The sequence below is a fragment of the Oceanispirochaeta sp. M1 genome (assembly GCF_003346715.1).
Classification (GTDB): Bacteria; Spirochaetota; Spirochaetia; order DSM-2461; family DSM-2461; genus Oceanispirochaeta.
This window is the reverse complement of sequence record NZ_QQPQ01000042.1, coordinates 1-22083: the sequence shown is the minus strand read 5'-3', so window position 1 is coordinate 22083 and position 22083 is coordinate 1. Positions and strand designations below refer to the sequence as shown.

19 protein-coding genes and 1 riboswitch are annotated in these 22083 nt (G+C 45.0%); of the genes, 3 read left to right on the top strand and 16 right to left on the bottom strand.

Going from position 1 to position 22083, the window contains the following annotated elements:
• Positions 1-6: 6 nt before the first annotated feature.
• The 5 genes from ribA to DV872_RS21460 all read right to left on the bottom strand — a co-directional run bounded on the left by ribA (position 7) and on the right by DV872_RS21460 (position 4752).
• Entirely contained in the window at positions 7-1206 is a 1200-nt protein-coding gene (ribA, locus tag DV872_RS21480) for a GTP cyclohydrolase II (protein ID WP_199563522.1), read from the bottom strand.
• Positions 1203-1835 carry a riboflavin synthase gene (locus tag DV872_RS21475; RefSeq protein WP_114632024.1) on the bottom strand — a complete coding sequence of 211 codons (633 nt, stop codon included), beginning with the start codon at positions 1833-1835 and terminating at the stop codon, positions 1203-1205. Before DV872_RS21475 ends, ribA begins: the two co-directional genes overlap by 4 nt.
• The gene (gene ribD / locus DV872_RS21470) at positions 1820-2824 is read right to left on the bottom strand and encodes a bifunctional diaminohydroxyphosphoribosylaminopyrimidine deaminase/5-amino-6-(5-phosphoribosylamino)uracil reductase RibD (RefSeq protein WP_255526177.1); all 1005 of its coding nucleotides are present in this window, start codon (positions 2822-2824) and stop codon (positions 1820-1822) included. Before ribD ends, DV872_RS21475 begins: the two co-directional genes overlap by 16 nt.
• 184 nt (positions 2825-3008) lie before the next feature.
• Positions 3009-3139: riboswitch (FMN riboswitch) on the bottom strand.
• A 54-nt stretch (positions 3140-3193) separates the two neighbouring features.
• The gene (locus DV872_RS21465) at positions 3194-3922 is read right to left on the bottom strand and encodes a hypothetical protein (RefSeq protein ID WP_114632022.1); all 729 of its coding nucleotides are present in this window, start codon (positions 3920-3922) and stop codon (positions 3194-3196) included.
• The gene (locus DV872_RS21460; protein ID WP_233516444.1) at positions 3919-4752 is read right to left on the bottom strand and encodes a 4Fe-4S binding protein; all 834 of its coding nucleotides are present in this window, start codon (positions 4750-4752) and stop codon (positions 3919-3921) included. The genes DV872_RS21465 and DV872_RS21460 overlap by 4 nt, the downstream gene beginning before the upstream one ends.
• Before the next feature lie 160 nt (positions 4753-4912).
• Between DV872_RS21460 and DV872_RS21455 the strand changes: the two genes are divergently transcribed.
• A complete protein-coding gene (locus DV872_RS21455) occupies positions 4913-5542 on the top strand; it encodes a ThuA domain-containing protein (protein WP_114632020.1) in 630 nt (209 codons plus the stop codon).
• A gap of 38 nt (positions 5543-5580) precedes the next feature.
• Here the strand turns inward: DV872_RS21455 and araA are convergent, their stop codons facing one another.
• From araA to DV872_RS21440, 3 genes are read right to left on the bottom strand one after another with little or no spacing between them, the layout of a single operon-like run.
• The gene (gene araA / locus DV872_RS21450) at positions 5581-7098 is read right to left on the bottom strand and encodes an L-arabinose isomerase (protein ID WP_114632046.1); all 1518 of its coding nucleotides are present in this window, start codon (positions 7096-7098) and stop codon (positions 5581-5583) included.
• A gap of 41 nt (positions 7099-7139) precedes the next feature.
• Positions 7140-7841, bottom strand: coding sequence for an L-ribulose-5-phosphate 4-epimerase (locus tag DV872_RS21445; RefSeq protein ID WP_114632019.1), 702 nt, complete (start codon positions 7839-7841; stop codon positions 7140-7142).
• A 3-nt stretch (positions 7842-7844) separates the two neighbouring features.
• Positions 7845-8918: a LacI family DNA-binding transcriptional regulator gene (locus tag DV872_RS21440; protein WP_114632018.1), complete on the bottom strand. Its 1074-nt coding sequence runs from the start codon at positions 8916-8918 to the stop codon at positions 7845-7847.
• A 142-nt stretch (positions 8919-9060) separates the two neighbouring features.
• Here DV872_RS21440 and DV872_RS21435 point away from each other — a divergent pair, with 142 nt between their 5' ends.
• The gene (locus DV872_RS21435) at positions 9061-10647 is read left to right on the top strand and encodes a xylulokinase (RefSeq protein WP_114632017.1); all 1587 of its coding nucleotides are present in this window, start codon (positions 9061-9063) and stop codon (positions 10645-10647) included.
• A 38-nt stretch (positions 10648-10685) separates the two neighbouring features.
• Here the strand turns inward: DV872_RS21435 and DV872_RS21430 are convergent, their stop codons facing one another.
• The 7 genes from DV872_RS21430 to DV872_RS21400 form a co-directional block, all read right to left on the bottom strand.
• On the bottom strand, positions 10686-13487 hold the full coding sequence (locus tag DV872_RS21430; protein WP_158547107.1) for an HD domain-containing phosphohydrolase: 2802 nt from the start codon (positions 13485-13487) through the stop codon (positions 10686-10688).
• 48 nt (positions 13488-13535) lie between these two features.
• Complete coding sequence (locus DV872_RS21425) at positions 13536-16028, bottom strand: ATP-binding protein (RefSeq protein ID WP_147283234.1); 2493 nt, start codon at positions 16026-16028, stop codon at positions 13536-13538.
• Positions 16029-16125: 97 nt separating this feature from the next.
• Entirely contained in the window at positions 16126-17124 is a 999-nt protein-coding gene (locus tag DV872_RS21420) for a GGGtGRT protein (RefSeq protein WP_114632014.1), read from the bottom strand.
• A 17-nt stretch (positions 17125-17141) separates the two neighbouring features.
• The gene (locus DV872_RS21415; protein WP_114632013.1) at positions 17142-17837 is read right to left on the bottom strand and encodes an iron-sulfur cluster assembly scaffold protein; all 696 of its coding nucleotides are present in this window, start codon (positions 17835-17837) and stop codon (positions 17142-17144) included.
• A gap of 199 nt (positions 17838-18036) precedes the next feature.
• A complete protein-coding gene (locus DV872_RS21410; protein ID WP_114632012.1) occupies positions 18037-18687 on the bottom strand; it encodes a GNAT family N-acetyltransferase in 651 nt (216 codons plus the stop codon).
• A gap of 13 nt (positions 18688-18700) precedes the next feature.
• A complete protein-coding gene (locus DV872_RS21405) occupies positions 18701-19030 on the bottom strand; it encodes an AzlD domain-containing protein (protein ID WP_114632011.1) in 330 nt (109 codons plus the stop codon).
• Positions 19027-19761 carry an AzlC family ABC transporter permease gene (locus DV872_RS21400; RefSeq protein WP_114632045.1) on the bottom strand — a complete coding sequence of 245 codons (735 nt, stop codon included), beginning with the start codon at positions 19759-19761 and terminating at the stop codon, positions 19027-19029. Before DV872_RS21400 ends, DV872_RS21405 begins: the two co-directional genes overlap by 4 nt.
• A 168-nt stretch (positions 19762-19929) precedes the next feature.
• Between DV872_RS21400 and DV872_RS21395 the strand changes: the two genes are divergently transcribed.
• Complete coding sequence (locus tag DV872_RS21395; RefSeq protein WP_114632010.1) at positions 19930-20502, top strand: class I SAM-dependent methyltransferase; 573 nt, start codon at positions 19930-19932, stop codon at positions 20500-20502.
• 15 nt (positions 20503-20517) lie between these two features.
• Here the strand turns inward: DV872_RS21395 and DV872_RS21390 are convergent, their stop codons facing one another.
• On the bottom strand, positions 20518-21918 hold the full coding sequence (locus DV872_RS21390; protein ID WP_114632009.1) for a glycosyltransferase family 4 protein: 1401 nt from the start codon (positions 21916-21918) through the stop codon (positions 20518-20520).
• Positions 21919-22083 lie beyond the last annotated feature (165 nt).

The following is a 22083-nucleotide window of genomic DNA, read 5'->3' as shown; positions in this document are numbered from 1 at the left end:
TTTGATTTATGCAGACAGGTGTCCCATTCGATGCTGTTTTGTTTCAATGTACTTTCTGTTCTCTTCTCCGGCTTCCACCACAAGAGGGACCCGTTCCACCTGGATACCAGCTTCTTCAAGCTGATGAATTTTATCAGGATTATTTGTAAGCAGTCTTATCTTCTGAATCCCTCTGCTCTTCAGAAAGGAGGCAGCCCCGGCATAATCCCGATCATCTGCGGGATACCCCAAATGAAGGTTGGCATCCAGAGTATCCATGCCCTCGTCCTGAAGGCGGTAGGCCTTCATTTTGGCTCTGAGACCGATACCCCTCCCCTCCTGGCGTAGATAGATAAGATATCCATGTCCTTCCGAATTGATCTGCCGGAGAGACTCATCCAGCTGTGTACCGCAGTCACAGCGTTTTGAGCCAAAAAGATCTCCCGTCAGACACTCAGAGTGTATTCTCACAAGGGGTACAGGGATCTCTTCCTTTTCCATAAGAAGGCAGAAATGATCCTCTTCTGATTCACATCCCTTCAGGCTGTCTGACTCCCGATTTTCAATAAATTCCATCTGGAAATTTCCATACTCCGTAGGGATAATCACAGCTTTATCGGATTTTCTTCTCTCATGTTCCACAAGATCTGCTACAGACAGAACGCCCATATCCCACTCACGGGCCAGATCCTCGATCCTTGTTCCCCGTACCATTTCTCCGTCATCATCCATCATCTCGCAGATAACAGAAGCTGCCTGAACCCCGGCCTGTCTCATAAGATATATGGAGGCTTCCGTATGCCCCTGACGGGCAGCCAGACCACCCTCAGCTTCCAGAATGGGAAACATATGACCGGGACGTGCAAAGTCTTCAGGTCGACAATCCTCCGCGCAGAGTCTCAGCAGAGTGGTTGATCTGTCAAAAGCTGAAATTCCGGTACTGCAGTTTTCGATGGCATCTATGGGAGTACAGAAACGGGTTCCATGCATGGCCTCGGGCCCTCCCGAAGACATCAGCTTCAGTCCTGCCTTATCGCAGTGTTCCTGATCCAGAGCACAGCAGATAAGTCCTCGTGCATTGCGCGCCATAAAATTTATCATCTCCGGTCCGGCAAAAGCTGCTGATCCCACCAGATCCCCCTCATTCTCACGGTCCTCATGATCAGTAACAATGACCATGCCTCCCCCCCTTATTATCTTTGCTGCCTCTTCGACTGTTATTTTCATACATATCCCCATTGCAGAAGTTTCTGCTCTGTTATTCCTTTATTTACTACGGATATCTGTGCCCTTTGACGTAAAAGCAGATCCCCTTCCACATTGACTTTTTCACTTATCTTTAGACCGGCCAGACAAGTGGATCTTAAGGTTTCACCGATAAGCTGAATTGAAAAGCTGGTCGAATCCAGAGAGGCGATTGTCAGACTGACTCCATTCAGGGCCACTGATCCTTCACGGCATATCTCCCGGCGGACTTTGCCGGGCAGTTCCAGGGTCAAAGTTCTACCCCGTCCAACCGGCTTATTTCCCTTAACGGCAGCCATTGCACTCACATGCCCCTGAACCAGATGGCCGTCTACGGCACTGGCCAGAGTCATTGCAGGTTCCAGATGAACTCTATCTCCCGGGCGGCAGTACTGCAGATTACTCTTCTTCAGAGTTACATGGTGGCACTCCACAGTGAACTGAGATTTATCAGCTCCCTCCAGCACTGTGAGACAGACACCCTGTACGGCAATGGAGGCTCCCTGCAGCGGAATATCGGGAAAGCTGTGCGTTATCCACAGAACTCTGGACTCTCTGCCGTCACGAATGCTCTTTACTTCGCCGATACAACGAATCAAACCCGTAAACATCTGAATCCCTCCCTGTATCCGTCTATCTCAATATCACGGCCTGAAATTCTTGTTTCTCTGTCCTCAAGAACCATCTTCCCGTCTATTCCGCTGATACCCAGGTCTCCACAGAACGGAACACCCCTTCCCAGAAGATCGGGAGTCTGAAAAACTGTGAGTCTGTCCCAGTACCCGGCTTTCAGAAAGGAGTTGAAGACCTCACGGCCCCCTTCCACCAGGATACGGAACAGCCCGCGCTGCCTGAGGGTAAGCAGGAATTCCTCCAGAGATTGTTCAGGGTTTTCATTTCTTGAGATCACAATTTTTTCGGGCTGTGGTCCAGGTAGATCCTGCCCATCCTCATCATGGACAGAGAGAGAAGGACTATCTATTTCGAATGTTCTTCTCCCCACCAGGACTGCATCCGACTCTCTGCGGAATTCCATGACCCTCTTGCGGGATTCCGGACCACTGATCCATTTTGAACTGTTGTCTGCAGCCGCAATAAAACCATCCATGGTAATTGCCGCCTTGAGGTGAATATAGGGTCTTTTATTCTGAATAAGGACTTCATAAATCCTGTTTAAACGGGCCGCCTCTTCTTCCAGCACAGCCCATTCCACAGCGATACCTGCATCCCGAAGAGCCCTGATCCCTGCGCCTCTGACGAGAGGGTTCGGATCGGCCCTGGCAATGACCACCGTCTTAATTCCGGCAGCAATGATTTTTTCGGTACAGGGTCCGTTATGCTTGCCTGCATTGCTGAAACTGCATGGCTCCAGAGTGACATACATCTCAGATTCAGCCGGATCATAGCCATTTATACGGCAATGAATCAGTGCATTCTCTTCGGCATGTTTACCGCCGTAGTTCTCATGCAGTCCCTCGCCCAGGACCTTCCCGTCACGGACAATGACTGCTCCCACCATCGGATTCGGCAGAACCGTATTCTGCAGCTGTTCCGATAAGTACAGAGCTCTTTTCATAAACTTTTCATCTTGATTGTACAGAGCATCTCTCCCTTATCGGGGCTCTGTTAAAAGGAAGTGCAGAGTATAGACCTATTCTTATCCACCAGAGCCCCGTAGTTTCACCGGGAGAATCCCCCCAATGAAACAAAAATAAAACAAAGCGTCTGAAAATAAAAAAATGCCCCGGACAGAAAACTGACCGGGGCATGGCAATCCACTCTAACAACATCTTCTCACGTCCGGACTATACCGTCGGCATTGGAATCTCACCAATTCAATCAGATAAATCTGACTCGCGGGCTTTAACCGCCGGTAGGGAATTGCATCTCAGCTCACCCTGCCCCGAAGAATTAATTTTGTCTTACCATAATCAGGGCTGATTTTTTTGTCAAGAGTCATCAGTCGTCGTCAAGCATTATCAAGAAGAGACTGGATAGCAGCTTTGACAGATGAAAATTCTATCCCCTGTTCAGAGCAGTAATCCCGGACAGTCATATTCCTTGGACCCATGGGGACACCCCCCAATGCATCAACAATCTGCTCTTCTGTAATTCCTGAATCAAGAACCTCGGAAAAAAGAGTCTTTCCCCTGATCTCAAGGAGCATGTCATGATCCTCGGGCCCCTCTTCTCCGCCCTCAGGCATATGAACAGAAGAAAGAGAGACAACAGACTCCATAAGGCCATCCAGGATATCAGGATCAAGGCCCAGCTCTTTCTTCAGAATATTATATGCGGGCTGAGGAAGAGCCGTGTCTTCACCGGGTGTGAAAGGCCTGTCCAGATAGAGGGCTACAAAATACCTCATACTGTCTGTCCCCACTTCCCTGCCGTCGATAAGACCGAAGCTCTCCTCAAACTCTTTAATCCTCAGATCTCCAGGGTTCTCCATATCTGAGATTCCAAAGGCTCTTGCAAGGATTTCGACAGGTATTTCAAAGGCATTCTCCACATCCTGTAGAGAGTATGACCCCCTGATATCTGCAGGATCATATTCCCCGGCGGCATCCCCAGCAGCCAGCTTGACTGGTGTCTTGGAACTCTCGGTCTGCCAGTAACCATTGATCATTGTAAATCCTATTCCCAGAACAAATAAAAGTGATAATATCAGGGCGGCGTATTTTGCTGATACTTTCATTTTGACTCCTCCTTGAAGGCTCCGGCATGGAATTCAAGTGTTGCCGGAACAGGACAGTCTCCATCTTCTGAGGTACATTGATAACAGCTGATGCATTGATGATCCCGTACAGTTCCCAGGCTGGAAACAGAGATATTCATGGGGCAGCTTTTATCACATTTCCTGCAGCTGATACATGTCTTTTCATTTCTTTTCAGAGGGATGATTCTAAACAGATTAAACAGTCCCAGCACAGCACCATAGGGGCAGAAATACTTACAGAAAGGACGCTCCACAAAGAGCGACAGCACAGTAACGACAAACAAAATGATGAATCCTGAAATGGCGACTTCTCCTGTCCAGAACTGAAAAAGTGCATAATAGGGATCGATATCTGCAAAGAAAAGCTGACCCGATCGGGCTGTCATAAACAATACCCATATCAGCACAATATATCGGATAAATCGCAGATACCTATCATATTTATAGGGGATAAAATGGTTATGTTTCTTCCGAAAAATCTTTCTGCCGATCCGGCTGATCCACTCCTGAAAAGTTCCAAATGGACAAATCCATCCACAGAACAGAGGGCCCATCAGCAAGGCTGCAGCAAAGACGATATACATAAGAACCAGGCTCGACTCATGCACCTTTTTAACAAAAGTTCCCGCCGTAAGAAGGTTATAAATACTGACTACACCGCCGAAGGGGCATACCCCATGAAGTGATGCTTCGGCTACAAGGGGGATTCCTTTTCCAGACTCTGCCAGTGTGTGGTTAACAGCAATAAGCGCAATCAGCAGAAAAAAAAGGATCTGAATGATGATCCTCAGTTTCGGTTTCCTTTTCACAGAATGTTCTCCTATTTGTTTCAGATAAATGACATAATTGAATATAGTTGATTTCTTATTCATTATACAATTTTTCCACTTAAATGTATGAATTAAGTATGAAGGGAATATATAAATATAAAATTTGTGAATTGACTGTACCATGGAATAGAATTAAGTCATGAAAAAGAAATATGTCATGATTATTGCTACTGGATTTTTCAGACCCGATATTAGAATACTCATGAAAATTAAGAGTTCCATAAGCCGCACCTGGGCAGGCCCCGCCCGTATATTCTGGAGCAGCAAGGGACTGGAACGGCTGAATACAAGGCGGCATTCCGTGGTAATTCTGCTTTTTAACTCACAGAATATAAACGGTCATGAGATGGACCGCCTGAGAAAATTCATCCATGCAGGGGGTGGCGCGATCTTCCTGAACAGGGCCGTTTCATCTCAGAATGAATCAAAAATATTCAGTGATATGATTGGTGCCAGATTCAAAGAGCATCGGGAACTGAGGGAATATAAGTTTATTCCACTTGATAACAGTCTTATTGCTAAAACAGAAGAGACCTTGATCAACGAGAGCTTCAGTGAGTTTACAGTACAGGAAGATGCAGTACTTTGCAGTGAAGCTGTATATGACGATGAGACTCCACTCCCCTCCTCATGGGTAAAAACTTTCGGCAAGGGAAGAGTGTTTTGTTTTCTTCCGGGGGAGCGATTATCCACATATAAAAATGAAAAAATATGGAATCACCTGAGTAAAGCCTTCCTCTGGGTGAGTGATTCCAAGAGAAGGGAATAGAGCCTGAAAAGCCCCCTCATTTGTATTAGAAAATGATGTCACACTCCGCCGGCAAATCCCTTAATAGTGTAATAAAGGTCATTCCACTTCAGTTCATTCTTGAAGCCGCGTATTTCGGTATTATCATCAATAACCACTGCTTCAAGACCGCATATTTCGGCATAGTCCAAAAGCATCTCTGTTGTGACATCCTTACTGTAGCCTGTATGATGTGCTCCGCCTCCCAGTATCCAGGCCGCTGCTGCCGTCTTAAGATCGGGCTTAGGCTTCCATACCACCCTTGCCACCGGAAGTTTAGGCAGATCTTTAACTGAATCCACAGTTTCAACTTCATTAATCAGCAGCCTGAAGCGGTTTCCCATATCCATTAGAGAGGCATTCAGTGAATCACCTCCGCCTACATTGAAAACCATTCTGACAGGATCTTCCTTCCCGCCTATTCCCAGAGGATGGATCTCCAGTTTAACCTTTGTCTCTCCCCCGATACTGGGACAGACCTCAAGCATATGAGAACCCAATACCAGAGGATTCTCAGGGTCCAGATGATAGGTGTAATCCTCCATAAAAGAAGTTCCTCCGCCTTTTCCCTTTCCCATAACCTTCATGGCTCTCACAAGAGCTGAAGTCTTCCAGTCTCCCTCGGCACCAAAGCCGTAGCCCTTCTCCATCAGTCTCTGACAGGCAAGTCCGGGAAGCTGTGCCAGGCCGTGAAGATCTTCAAAGGTTGTAGTGAAAGCACAGAAACCGCCCTCTTCCAGAAAGGAGGTCATACCGGCCTCAAGGCGTGCCGCAGTTCTCAGATCATCAGCACGGGATGCTCCGGGAAGTAGCTCTGGAGAAACATCATACCGGACCTTGTATTCCTCAATAAGGACATCTATTGTCTTTTCATCAACCGCGGCAATCACTGCTGCCAGATCTCCCACGGCATAACCGTAGACATCGTATCCAAGTGCAATCTGTGCTGCCACTTTATCACCTTCAGTGACGGCTACATCTCTCATATTGTCACCGAAACGGGCAATTTTCCCGCCTCTCATATCTTTTACTGCAGCACAGGCTCTCACCCAGGCATCGATTCGCTGATGTACTTCCTCATCCTGCCAGAATCCAACAACAACCTTACGGCTCAGTTTCATTCTTGCATTGATAAATCCATGCTCCCGACCCCCGTGTGCGGACTGGTTGAGGTTCATAAAATCCATATCAATCTCATCCCAGGGGATGTCTCTGTTATACTGCGTATGGAGGTGCAGGACAGGCTTATTCAGAATATTGAATCCATTGATCCACATCTTGGAAGGGCTGAAAGTATGCATCCAGAGAATGACTCCACCACAGGAGGCATCGGAGCTTGCCTTTATACAGAAATCTGTAATCCCCTCAGGAGTCGTAAGGATTCCCTTATACTCAATTTTAGAAGCAATTCCATCCTGAGTACTCAGATAATCTGCAATTTCCTCTGTATGTGCCTTAACCTGGTTCAGGGTCTCTTCACCATAGAGGTGCTGACTGCCCGAAACCATCCAGATACTCATATCATCATAAACGTTCATATCATATCCTTCCCTTTTTTTTATCATCCAGGTGTTTAGGTTCACGCCTGTCCGTAATAAGCATCCTTGCCATGTTTTCTCTGATAGTGTTTGTCTATAAGACTCTGCTTCAAACGGGGAGCTCCCGGTTTTATCTGTTCAGTAAACAATGCCATCCGGCAGAGTTCTTCCAGAACGGCGGCATTATATACAGCTTTCTCAGGAGTAGAGCCCCAGGTAAAGGGTCCATGTGAGGCAACAAGAATCATCTGCACTTCATCCACCGAAAGATTCTGATCTTTCAGTGCTGTAAGAATCTGATATCCTGTCTGCTCTTCGTAATCCCCCTTTATCATGGTGTCACTCATAACATCTGTGACAGGGATATCTCCGGCCAGATGATCGGCATGGGTAGTTCCATAAATTGGAACAGAACAGCAGGCCTGTGCCCAGGCGACAGCATAAGTGGAGTGGGTGTGAACGATCCCCCCCAGAGAAGGGAAAGCCTTATAGAGCACCGCATGAGTCTTGGTATCCGATGAGGGACGCATAGAGCCCTCCACGACCTTGCCATCCAGATCCACCAGAACCATGTCATCCGCTTTCAGCTTCGAATACTCTACTCCGCTTGGTTTGATGGCAAAAAGCTTCTCATTCGTATCATAGGCACTGACATTCCCAAAAGTATAGATGGCCAGATTCCTCCGGGGAATCTCCATATTGGCCTCAAAACATATCTCTTTAAGCTCTTTTATACGACTCATTTGTCATCCTCCCTTTTTATCAGATGTCTTTTTGTAATTCTCAAAGGTGTGCAGATTTTCTTTAGTAATAATATTCAAAGGAACAATCATCTCCTTCTGTACTTCTTTATTCAGAACTAGCCTGTCATAGAGCTGAAGTACTCCTCTGTAGCCCTGATCCTCAGGCTGCTGTGTAAGGATGAAATCGATCAGACCATTCTCGATATACTCTTCCCTGCCGGGAATAAGGTCGTAACCGATAAGAGGCACTTTTTTAAAGGAGGGCCCTTTTTTATCCAGCCATGAGGCTGCGTAATAGACCGTGGAGTTGGCAACAAATATACCCTGGGGCAGAATTTCAGATTCCTTTTCAAAAGCATCCAGATAGCGGTGAAAACTAGCCTCATCATCTACCTCTTCCTTCACATCAAGGAGGCGGCAGTCCGGACGGTTTTCTGCCATATAGTCACAGAATCCCTTTATTCTCTTTTTAAGATGAGGGTTACTGCCGGGAGGCTCAATCAGCATGACAGCCGTATTTTCTCTGCCGGCAAGGAGCAGACTCATCAGTTTTCCCGAGAGGATTCCACTTTGATAGGAATCCTGACCGATATAACTGATTTTTTCGGTCAATTCCGGGATATCGGAGTCAATGAAAAGATAGGGAATAGACTTATCATACAGGCAGTTCTTCACTTCCTCCGGACGTACGGGAGCAATAAGCAGGCCGTCCGGTCCCAGGCGGCAGGCTTTTTCCATCACATCACTGCATGATTGAGGAGAATATCGGTCAAAAGTCAGAACTTCAATATGGCTTCCGAAGCTGCTGAGCTCAGCGGCTGCATGACTGATTCCCCGAATGACCAGTTCCCAGTAACCGCTGTCCTGTCCGGCATGGGGAATAACGGCAGAAAAGTTGAAATGTCTGGTCTTCTTTAATCCTCTTGCATGGATATTTGGTGTGTAGTTCATCTCCACCATAGCCCGCCTGACTTTTTCAGCAGTTTTTTCTGAATAACGCCCCCGCTTATGGATGATCCGATCCACCGTCCCGATGGAAACCCCTACAGCTTCAGCAATATCTTTGATGGTAGGCATTCTATGCAATTCCTCCGCTTATCAGCTTATCCGTTTCTGTAATACCCTTTTTAATTGACAGAATCAGAAAGTGATATTAAAATGCGTTATCGATAACGCAAATGATAGATGCTAAATATAAATATGTAAAGAGGTTTTTTTGATGGATATTAAATCACAGATTGAATCAGGGCAAACCGTTCTGGGAATTGAGCTGGGGTCTACAAGGATCAAGGCTGTCCTTATTGATATGGATAATAAACCTATTGCCTCCGGGGGGCACGGCTGGGAAAACAGTCAGGTAAACGGAATATGGACCTACTCACTTGATGAGGTCTGGGATGGTATAGCTAAGGCCTATGCCGGTCTTAAAATGGATGTGGAACAAAAATTCTCAACCGGGATAAAATCCTTCAAGGCCATAGGTTTCAGCGGGATGATGCACGGGTATATGGTCTTTGATAAAGATGACAAACAGCTTGTCCCCTTCAGAACATGGAGAAATAATATAACCTCTGATGCCGCCGAAAAACTTACAGAAACCTTCTCCTACAATATTCCCCAGCGCTGGAGCATTGCTCATCTTTATCAGTCTGTTCTGGCTGATGAACCACATGTAAAAGATATCGATTGCATCACAACCCTTGCAGGTTATATCCATTACAGACTGACCGGTGAAAAGGTCATGGGTGTGGGAGAGGCTTCCGGAATGTTCCCCATCAAACTGAAAACAAAAACCTTTGATAAGGAAATGATGCAGAAATTTGATAATCTGCTTAAGGATAAATCTTATTCATGGAAACTTGAGGATATTATGCCGAAGGTACTTGTTGCCGGAGAGCAGGCCGGAACCCTCACAGCAGAAGGTGCCGGGCTTATTGACTCCTCCGGAGAACTGGAGGCAGGAATTCCCCTCTGCCCCCCTGAAGGGGATGCAGGCACGGGCATGGTAGCCACCAATTCTGTAGCCGTTAGAACAGGAAACGTATCAGCAGGGACATCTGTTTTTGCAATGCTCGTTCTGGAAAAGGATCTTTCCAGGGTACACAATGAGATTGACCTGATCACAACCCCTGACGGACAGCTGGTGGGTATGGCTCATTCCAACAACTGTACATCCGACTACGATGCCTGGATTTCACTCTTCGGTGAAGCGGCAAAAGCACTGGGAATGGATGTATCCACTCCCGTTCTCTACGATACTCTCCTTGAACAGGCACTCAAGGGAGATCCCGACTGCGGAGGACTTCTGGCCTACGGTTATATCTCGGGAGAACATATGACAGGATTCAGTGAAGGAAGACCTCTCTTTGCCCGTTCAGAAGGAAGCAGTTTTACACTGCCCAACTTTATAAGGACCCATCTATTTACATCACTCTGTGCTCTGAAAACCGGTCTCAATATTCTTATTGATGAAGAGAAGGTGGACGTAGATGAAATACGCGGTCACGGCGGTTTCTTCAAGGCTGCGGAAGTAGGACAGAAGATAATGGCTGCAGCCACAAACACCCCCATATCCATACTGGAGACTGCCGGCGAAGGCGGAGCCTGGGGGATTGCCCTTCTGGCCTCTTTTATGGTGAATAAAAGTAAAGAATCACTTCCTGAATACCTGAATAAGGTCTTCGCCGAAAGCATGGGAACAGCAGTAAAACCCGATCCTTCCGATGTCAAAGGATTCAATGCCTTCTTTGAGAGATACCATAAGGGACTCTCCATCGAAAGAGCAGCGGTTGAGACATTAAAATAGAAGTTCAAAGAGGAATAGCAGCTTTGAATTGAGACCCTTTATTCAGCTGAATCCGGAAGTTCCAGGTCAACCTGCTCCGGGTTCAGTTCTTCATCGGCATAACGCTTCATGGCGCCGCTTGATTTGAACGAAGTAAACACATCGGCGTCTATATGACCGTCTTTTATCATAAAATCCATGATACTGAGAGCCTTTGAGAGTTTCATTGGCTGTCTGTAGGGTCTATCTTTTGCTGTAAGGGCTTCAAAGATATCGGCAACAGATATAATTCTGGCCTGCAGAGGAATATCCTCACCCTTCAGCCCTTCAGGATAACCGGAACCGTCCAGTTTTTCATGATGCATGGAAGCATAGTCTCCTACCATGGAAAGATGACCGGGAAATTTCAGTTCCGCCAGAATATTTCTTGTCATTGCCGCATGATGTTCGATCTGTTTTCTTTCTTCAGGAGTTAGATTCCCCTTTCTGATAGACAGATTATAGAGTTCATTCTCTGTAATATAGGGATACTCCTGCCCCTCTGCGACATAGGTCTTTTTACTGATGGTCTTAAGCCTTTCCAGTTTATCATCGGAAAGGAACTCTCCACTGAGATTACACTGTCTCAGGAACTCCATCTCCTCTTTCATTTGCTCATGATCACAGTTATCATCGGCTGTCTTGATGGACCCGCAGATCATCCTGTAACGGGATTCGATAAGCTCGATTCTGTCCTGCATTCCCTCAAGCTTGGTCTTCTTATCCATCACACTCTCTGGAGTCGTGACTTTACCAATATCATGCATCCAGGCCGCCATTTTCAGTTCTTCCATCTCTTCCTGATTGAATGTTTTACCTGCAAAAGCTGTGGAATCATCTCTGTTCATACCCTCTGCAATAAGCATGGTAAGAATTACAACCCTGGTGATATGACCGCCGGTAAATGCCGACTTTTCATCAACAGCCGTGGCAATACTCCGCATAAAGGCGTGGAACAGCTCTTCCAGATCCTTGTTAAGCTCAACATTAGTCAGAGCAACAGCCGCCTGAGAAGCCAATGAGACAATCAGTGTCTCTGAAAATTCACTGAAGGGCTGAACACGGGGCGTATCCCTCTCACGGGCATTAATAAGCTGGATTACACCGATGAGGAGCCCGGACATATTTTTCATAGGAATTACAAGCATTGATTTAGAATGGTAATTGTTAAGACGATCATAGGTCTGGGTTCCTGAAAAATCGAAATTTTCCGCTTTATAGACATCATGAATATTGATAATCTCACCCGTAATGGCAGCATGAGAGGAGGCATTTGATTTATTCGGTGTTCCGTCTTCTTTACTCAGGGGTACAGGTGGAAGGGTTACCGGATTGCCGCTGGTCCCTCCCAGGCGGGAGCCCATGGTCTCGTTGTGAAGTATTGAAAACTCCAGACAGTCATCCTCTTCATTGTAAAGGTAAAGAGTACCGCCATCGGCTCTGGTAAGCTTTCTGGCTTCATCAAGGATCAATTCCATTAATTTATCTACATTCTTCTCTGTGGAGAGAGCCAGCCCTATATCGGCAAATGCCTTATATCCGCCTTCACTCTCTTTCAGAAAATCCACTTTGTTCTTTAGCTCATTATTGGCATCGGCCAGCTTACGCCTCAATCGGTTATAACTGCTGGAAAGAAGAGAAAACTCATCATCCGTAATCAGATCGATCTCTTCAAAATGCTCAAAATCGAGATCCTTCATGGAATCTATCAAAACTTCCAGTGGAGCGATAATATTTTGATTAAATCGTCCTTTAAAAATATAGTAAAGAATAAGGATGATGGAGAGGATAAAAATTAGAATATAAATAAATATGGTGTTTCTGGTTCGCAGAATCGGTGATCTGTCATGCACCAGAAAAACGACATAATTGGAATTCATATTTACGGTTCCAGACAGAGCAATGGGAGCAAAATAAACATTCTGTGCACCCTCAGGGAAAATTACATTTTCATAAAAACCCTTCTCTCCGGAAATTCCCCTAAGCACTGCCTCTCTCATCTCTTCAGGCCAGTTAATATCACTTACTTCCAGATCCCTGTATCCACCAACATTAAGTGATGAATCCTGATCTTTGAGAACTGAGCGGGTCATATCCTTGAGATTATATATTTCAGAACTGTACTGAGAATCCGGATGTGCGATTACCACACCTTCCATATCTGTGACGATGGCATATATATCTTCCAGAACCATGTAGGATTCTACAATTTCCTGAAGCTTATCAAAATTGATATCCATCCCCATGATCCCGATAAACTGACCTTCATCCATTATGGGATGAAAGATTGAGGCGACCGGCTTGCCTCCGGTCAGGGAATAATATGAGTGTGATAAGAAGGATCTATAGTCCTGATTGACCGCCATCTTCTTAAACCACCAGCGGTCGGTCCTCTGACCTAGGGCACCGAAAGAGCGGGCAGTCTGAAACCCCTGTTTATCCTGAACAAAGAAAAGTTCAACAAAATCATATTGCTGCTGCAGCATGCTCAGTAATGGAGTTCCGAAAAGATCCTGTACTGCTGTATCAGTATTATAATTTCTGCTGTAGTTCTCTCTTCTGGTATCCCAGTCTTCTTCTGCTTCCAGGATGGAATCTTTAATCTCCGGATTTATGGAAAGCTGATAATTCAGAGTGACACCATGGTCCAGGAATGCCCGGATATTTTCAGCTAGCCCCTGGAGATGAATCAGATTCTTTTCATGGGTATCTTTTTCAGCGCGAAAAAGAAGATAAACCGTTACGGTCATTGAAGAAAAGAATACTGACAGTGCTACAGACAGGATGAGCAGAGTATTAAACTTTCTTGAAACCTTACTCATCATTTAAACTTCGGATAAATTGCCTTTCTCGTCAAGCTGTTTTTCTTTTTAATCAGCCAGTGGATAGTAAAGAGAGAAAACTGTCCCTTTATCCTCGGTACTTTTCAGATGGATAAATCCGTGATGTTCCAGAAGAGATCCATACACTGCAGACAATCCAAGGCCGGAGCCCTGACCCAGATCTTTTGTAGAGAAAAACGGTTCAAAAACATGATTGATAATATCTGCAGGGATGCCGCTGCCTGTGTCTGAAACCCTGAGATAAAAGAAATCAGTCTCAAGCCGGACTGGCCCTGTCAATGTCTCAATTTGTGTCCCTTCGGCCAGATTCACAGTAGAATAATTCAAGATTCCTTCACCCTGTATCGCATCTCTTGCATTAAGGGCCAGATTCATCAGAACTCTCTGGATTTCTGTCGGGTCACCCTGAATATGACTTTCTGAAGCATTTAATTCACACTCAATCTTTATATTCCCGGGAAAGATATGCAGCAGTAGATCTCTTGTTTCATCAATAATGGAATGAAAATCAAAAGAGTTGCTTACCATCTTTCCCTTTCTGGAAAATGAGAGCAGCTTGGATGTTAGATCCGAGGCCCGGGAAATAAGCTTGGTAATCTCACAGAGTCTGGCACTCTGATCACTGACATCCTCAAGGTCCAGCTCCATAACACTGATCATCCCCTGGATTCCCCCCAGCAGATTATTGAAATCATGGGCTATTCCTCCGGCAAGCTGACCGACAATTTCCATTTTCTGAGATTGTCTGAGCTGTTCTTCAAGCTCCCTTGATTCGGTAATATCCCTGAGAATAATAACCGCTCCCCGGATAACAGAGTTCCGGCTCATCCTGATGGGAGCAGCACCAATTGTTACAACAGAGACTTTCCCATTCTTATTCTCTATAAGATACCTGGCCGCAGAATCTATAACTTCACCTTTGTGAAGAACCGCATTAAGGAACCCTGTATAGAATTCGCCTGTAAATTCATCCTTCAAGTTCAGAATATTCTGGAGAAAAATATAATCATCAAAATCCTTTTTATATCCACACAGCCTGGAAGCAACAGAATTAATGGATAGCAGACGGCCCTCCGCATCACTCACAAGTACTCCGTCGGTTATGGAATTCAAGGTAATCCTCAGATTTTCCTCACTCCTTGCCAGAGCAGAATTCAGATCTGAAAGAGCCTTGTTCTGTTTGCTCAAAAGAGAAGTGGCCTTTGTCTGATGAGACATAATCTCTTTCAACCTGTAACTGAGATGGCTGAATTCCCAGATACGACTGTCCGGCCAATTCTCATTCTCCCCGGGATCATCCAGACCGTACATATACCTTGAACTCTGGAGAATCAGACTATCCAGAATATTACTGAAACGCTTCGACATCAATTTCAATACAGGAATCAGGAGCAGAGAAACCACTGAAATCAGGAAGAGAATAAGACTGATATTCCTTAGATGACTGTACATCATCTCATGGCGGGACATCTCAGACTGTATAATCCAGCCTGTTGATTCCATTTCATAAATATAGACAAAGCGTGATTCAAAAAAACTGCTGCTCCGGTAATCCTGTACAGAAGGCATCCATAAGGAAATACCCTTATCAAGGGAAGTCAGGGTTCCCTCTGAGAGACCGATCAGCTCCATAGTATCCGGGAGAAAGGGTGATGATTCAGAAGAAGAGACTATCAGCCGGCCTGTACTGTCTTTCAGAGCAATACTGTGTTCTTTATCTTTTCTATGATACTCAAGGAGGTATTGCAGCTCTTTATAGATTCCCGGATCTTTTCCGTCTCTCAGCTGCATACTCATTTCACGTGGATTGTCCCTATATTCAATAATAAGGCTCTCAATATCACTCTCCAGATTTTCCGAAGAAACTAACAAAAGTTCTGATGAATAATCAATATTCCTATCCATGAGAATACGGTTCTCCAAACTCAGAAGAATGAATACCACTGTAATAACCAGTATAAGCAGAGAGGATGAAATGATATTAAAATAACGGTTTAAACGGAGCCTTCTCACCATATGAAGCTTCTGAACATGAGAACTGGCCAGAATTGCATTTGCCGCTGCGGCAGCAAACAGGGCGTTTAGAAAGTAGACCTCCGCTCTCAGCAGGATCAGAAGCATTGGAAGGTTCAATAATTTTAAGAAGAGGAGAAAAGTCAAAGGGATTCCAATAAATAGCCAGTAGAGGGATATCAAAATCAGGGGTATTCCGGTTTTTTTCCTGTATACAGCCAATGAGAGAAACAGGGCTTCCAGAACAAAAATGGGAACTGCCAGATAATGGCCACAGCTGAGAGAGTACAGCAGTGCTGAAATCAGACCTGCAGCAGCAGCCCATGCAGGATGAAAGAGCAGTGCAATTATAAATACAGGAATATTCCCGAATATAAAATCCACAGACTCAAAAAACTGTATAGAAAAATAGCTTCCTGGTATTATCAATAGAAAAAGAATAGTGAGAATAAGGTATTTTTTAGTTTTAGCATTCATTTCAGCATATCCGGTAACTGTATCTGACACATAGTATAGTCTACAAAGAGATCACTTTTGATTCAAAAAAAAAGCCTCCGGAATATCCGAAGGCTTTCATATTAATATAAAATAAGCTTAAAAGGTCTTAGACCATTGCTTTTTCAACAGCTACCGCTACGGCAACAGAAGCACCGACCATGGGGTTGTTACCCATACCGATGAGTCCCATCATTTCTACGTGAGCGGGAACAGAAGAAGATCCGGCGAACTGAGCACTGGAGTGCATCCTTCCCATGGTGTCTGTCATACCGTAGGAGGCAGGACCGGCGGCCATGTTATCGGGATGCAGAGTTCTTCCTGTTCCTCCACCGGAGGCTACAGAAAAATATTTCTTTCCCTGTTCGTTACACTCTTTCTTATAGATACCGGCTGTGGGGTGCTGGAATCTTGTGGGGTTTGTAGAGTTACCGGTAATGGAAACATCAACACCCTCTTTATGCATGATAGCAACACCTTCAGAAACATCATCAGCGCCATAGCAGTTGATAGTTCCTCTGTCACCATCGGAGAATTTGGTTTCTTTAACTACAGCCAGTTCACCACTATCGTAGTCATACTGAGTCTGAACATAATTGAATCCATTAATTCTGGAGATAAGGTATGCCGCATCTTTTCCAAGACCGTTCAGGATAACTCTTAAGGGAGCTTTTCTTACGGTGTTGGCATTCTGAGCAATCTTAATTGCACCTTCGGCGGCTGCAAATGATTCGTGTCCTGCCAGGAAGCAGAAACAGTTGGAATCATCACTCAGCAGTCTGGAGGCCAGGTTACCGTGTCCGATACCAACCAGTCTCTGGTCGGCAACAGATCCGGGAATACAGAAAGCCTGCAGGCCTTCACCCAGAACTTCGGCAGCCTTGCTGGCTTTTGTTATGCCTCTTTTCACGGCAATTGCCGCTCCGAGGACATAGGCCCAGCTGGCATTCTCAAATGCAATATTCTGAGTATCTTTTACAATCTCATAAGGATCAAATCCTTTATCTGTACAGATCTTTCTGGCTTCTTCCAGAGAGGCGATTCCGTTCTCTTTCAGAACGACTTCGATCTGTTTAATTCTTCTTTCGTAACTTTCAAACAGTGCCATAATTTCTAAGCTCCTCCCTACTCGTGTCTCGGGTTAACAAATTTAACCCCTTCGGTAAATCTTCCATAGCTATTGGTACATACCTTAACAGCTTCGTTGGCATCCTTACCATCTTTAACAATCATGTCCATCATGGGTCCGGTTTTTACATACTCGTAACCGATAATTTCATCATTCTTATCCAGGGCCAGTTTGGAAATATAACCTTCGGCCAGGTTCAGGTAACGGGCACCTTTGGCTCTAGTTCCATATGTGGTTCCAACCTGGGAAACAAGACCTTTACCAAGGTCTTCAAGTCCGGCACCAACAGGAAGTCCGCCATCTGAGAAAGCAGTCTGTGAACGCCCGTAGGCAATCTGCAGAAAGAGTTCTCTCATGGCTACGTTGATAGCATCACAGACCAGGTCGGTGTTGAGAGCTTCCAGGATAGTTTTTCCTGTCAGTATTTCTGAAGCCATAGCGGCTGAGTGAGTCATTCCGGAACAGCCGATTGTTTCAATCAGACATTCTTCGATAATTCCTTCCTTGATATTCAAAGACAGTTTACAGACACCCTGCTGGGGTGCACACCATCCGGCTCCGTGTGTAAATCCTGAGATATCTCTTACATCTTTAGCAACTCTGAATTTTCCTTCCATCGGAATGGGAGCAGATTCATGTTTTGGTCCTCTGGAAATGGGACACATTTCGTTTACTTCTACAGAATATTCCATTTTTCCTCCTGTATACGACCAAAGCTGTCGTACAGCCCTGGTGTCAGTTTTTTCAAAGCCCAAGGGCCTTGTGTTAATAAGTCTTACTTAGACATGTGGTGACATGCTAAGGATAAATGACATAAGACCTTAGTTCCCGACCATAGTATTGAAAATGAGGGAGTTTGAAAAGAACTTAAGCAAATTAATAAGTAAATTATTATCTTTTCTCTGTGGTTTTAACACCGTAGATGATACCGTTCTTTCCGGCAGGGAAAATCTTCAGAAGTTCAGTGAATCCGTATTTCATATAAAAACCGATTCCCTTCTGATTTTCAGAATCAACAATAAGATGAAGCCCTTCAATGCCTTTTTCTTTCAGATGCCCGAGAAGACTATCCACCAGCAGATGCCCAAGTCCCCTTCTCTGAAAATCAGGATGAATATTGATATGAAGATGAGCAGGATAATCTGAATAGATTTTTTTCATTTTGAAGAAATGTATCAGATTGAGTTGAATCCCCTCTCTATGACGGTAATAAGCCATATTGTGTTTCTTTATGGTTCCAGGATGGTCAGACTCCATATCTTTAACTGCTTTTTGAATATTCCTGTAATATTCCCGATTAAAGATCTTCTGATACTTCCCGGTATCAACAGCACAGAGAATTATACCCACAGCACGGTCTGATTCCGACTCGGCAGCAACAAAACAGTTATCCCGGCTCTGCTCATAATAGAACTCACCCCATCGCTTATAAATAATTGCCGGAAAAGGATGTGCTTTACCATGAGGATCTGCAAGATGGAGAATCTCTATCAGAGCATCCCTGTCTTTTATCTGCATTTTTCTTACTATAAAATCTGACATAGGAGGAAGTATATCAGGAGAAGAGAAATCTCCATACAAAAAAAATGACAAACCCGCTGACTATCGAAGCCATTAGAGTATGTTTTCTTAAAATAACCCCTCCCGCAACAGCTGCAAGGGCACCGAAAATATAGGCATTTGAGAAACTGATATCCCACTCTCCCCGGGGAAGAAGTACCGCTGGAACCAGTATGGCTGTCAAAACAGCCGGAGGAACATAATAGAGAGCTCTTTCCATCAGATCAGGCATCTGAAAGCGATCGGCAACAGCAAGAAGAATATAGCGGATAAAAAAAGTAACAGCAAACATTCCGGCAAGCATTATTATTTCAGGCAGAGTCATGTCTGTTCTCCTTTGAGAAACTCTTGATATTGAACTGATTTGTCTACAAGCAGACCTGCTGAAACTCCCGCCAGAGCTGCGACTATAAGTCCAAGTTTAAACGGCATGAATCCAGTCATCAACGAGACCGCAGCAGCGGTTATAACACAGACCACGGTGGATCTATTTTTAATAAAGGGAATTGTCATACCTATAAAGGTGACAGGAAGGGCAAAATCAAGCCCCCAGGCTCCGGCATCAGAAATACGGCTGCCCAGAATAAGACCCAAGATACACCAGATCTGCCAATTAACGTACATGGCCAGAGAAGCACCAAGCTGGTACCAGTGTTTCCAGGGAGAATCATCATCCTCCCGGTAGCGGCTTATGCAAACAGCAAAGGCTTCATCGGTCAGCCAGAAGGCCAGTGCTATCCGCCAGCGCTGTGGAACTGTCTTCAGATAGGGAAGCAGAGTGGCGCTGTAGAGCATATGCCTCAGGTTTACAACGACTGTGGTCAGAATAATAATGGCAACAGGGGCCCCTGCACCCACAAGGCCGACGGCTATAAACTGTGCCGACCCGGCAAAAACAAACAGGGACATGGCAACGGCGGCAGCATTGGAAAGCCCCGCGGTCACAGCAAGAGTCCCGTATATCAATCCAAAGGGCGCTGTTCCCATAAGGAGAGGCAGAGCAGCTCGTGCTCCTGCGGTGAATTCACTTGTTTTACTGTACTTTTGATTTCCCATTTCGAACATCATATCAGGGAAAACCCCAAGAAAAAAGTGTCTACCATGCAGTCATGAGAGGGCTGGGCTGCTATATAAAGACAAAAGAACCGGAAAACCCTGAACATTCGTAATAATCCATTCATTATTCAGGAAATCACCGGATTCAGGGATTATATTATTAGGAGTATGAATGAGATGATTTTTAATCCTGACAAACTTGAGAAATTGAACAACCCGGTTAGAAAGAAGTGGCTTCCTCCAGAACTGATATGGAAATCCCTTGATCTTGAATCACCTGAAGTCCTTGTAGACTATGGTGCAGGAACCGATTTTTTTACACAGGAATTTGCCTCCTCAGCTCCTGAAGCCGTTATTCACGCAGTGGATATACAGCCGGTGATGATAGAATATCTCAATGCCAACATGCCTGAGAATATTCGCCCTGTTCTTGTAGACAGTACTCATATACCCCTGAAAAACAACTGCGCTGACGCCCTGTGGAGTATTGCTGTTTATCATGAACTTGAAAATACAGAAACTTTTCTGAATGAAGCATACCGCGTACTCAAACCTGGGGGAGTCTTGCTGATAATTGACTGGGAAAAGGAGAATCCTGAGATGAGCTCAGGACCTCCCATTGCCGAGAGGATAGGATCTTCCGAACTTATCCGGGAAATAATTGATAGTGGTTTCAGAGAAATTACATCCATTCAGGAATTCAATTCCCATATATGTATAAGAGCCCTGAAACCACTCTGAATATTCCCGGCAGCTCTATACTGAGAATGTAGTTTTCTTCTTGGCCAGACGTCTTCTGGACGCAAGGATTTCATCTCCATAGGATTCCAGAATACCCTTCAGCTTTTCCTGAAGTACGGGCATCCCGAATGCTTTTTTCATGGCATTGAAGCTGTGCTCAGTCATCATGGCCCTGACAGCAGGATCAGTAACAATCTGATAGATCTGTTCCAGGGAATTATCAGGTATCAGCAGGCGGCCGTTTACATCGTAATCATCTCTGATTTCAACACAGTCCAGACCCCGGTTCATAATATCAGTCTTATATACCAGATATGTTGCCACTGCCAGAGGAATACGGGCGGCTACTGTCTCAAGAAGAGCATTCCCGAATCCTTCCCACACAGGAAGATAGGTCACAAAATCCGCATTTACAAGGACATCCCTGTTTGTATATAAACGCCTGCCCTGATCATCCGTACCACGAACCGATGCGACCCGCTCTGCAATCAGATCCAGTTCAACACCCTCTGTATCGGCAATCTTCTGAATACCGTGGACATAACTGTCATCCAGCTCATCTCCCTGATATAAGGAGATAATAAAGCGGATATGTTCTTTCAACTCCGGATATTTCTGCTGAAAACGGGAAACCAGATAAATGGAATCTTCGATTCTCTTACGTGGTACAATTCTTGTGGGCTGCAGAAAGAGGATATCATCCTTACTGTATCCCAGGTCTTCCCTGAACTGTCTGTTATAATCATCCATTACGGGAGGATTACTGAAGTCCTCACAGTTGGGAACAATATGGGGATGGACCCTTCGTATGGTTCTCAGGTTGTGAGCGGCATAGGAGGATATCACCACATGTTCCAGAGAAGGATCTGTGGGAGGCATTATCTCTTTTAGAAGATCTTCCATATAATTTCCGCTGAAACGGCTTCTCTCCCACCAGAAATCATGATGGTGGAAAATAACGGCCGTTTTGTATTCTGAAGACAGCTTGTATACAGCCATGGCACCCACTAGAGTCATGGGCATGGCGTTTGTATTTTGAGCGATAAGGGCATCTATATCATTTTCCAGAATAAACTGATGGATCTGCTCTGCTGCATCGGAGCCGATAATATTAAGGCTCTCCATTAGTTTTTTACGTTCCTTGGAACTTCCGTTTGATCTATTCCCCGGTACTATATGAGGGAACATCACAGGTTCTATACGTTTCTGAAAATCTGAATCAAAACAGAGTTCGGGGACCGTGAGTCTTCTTTCTGCCGGAACCCGAGGCAGATCGGCTGCATATACACCCGAGACTGTATAGATTTCATGGCCCATATCACAGAGTACATCAATCCATTTATCAACTTCCAGAGAGACGCCGTCAACATCTCCCAGCTTGCCGCAGACAACGGCGAGTTTATATGACTGTTTCATTTACTATCAACCTTACAAGAAATATTTTATATTTATATTCACAGCTGTCCAAGATAATTTGAAAGGGGTTTTATAAAAGCCGATCTCCGTTTATTCTTAAGTCGACTAAAACAATACAACAAAAGGAAATCGGCTATGAGTCATCATACTACAACGTTTGGACAG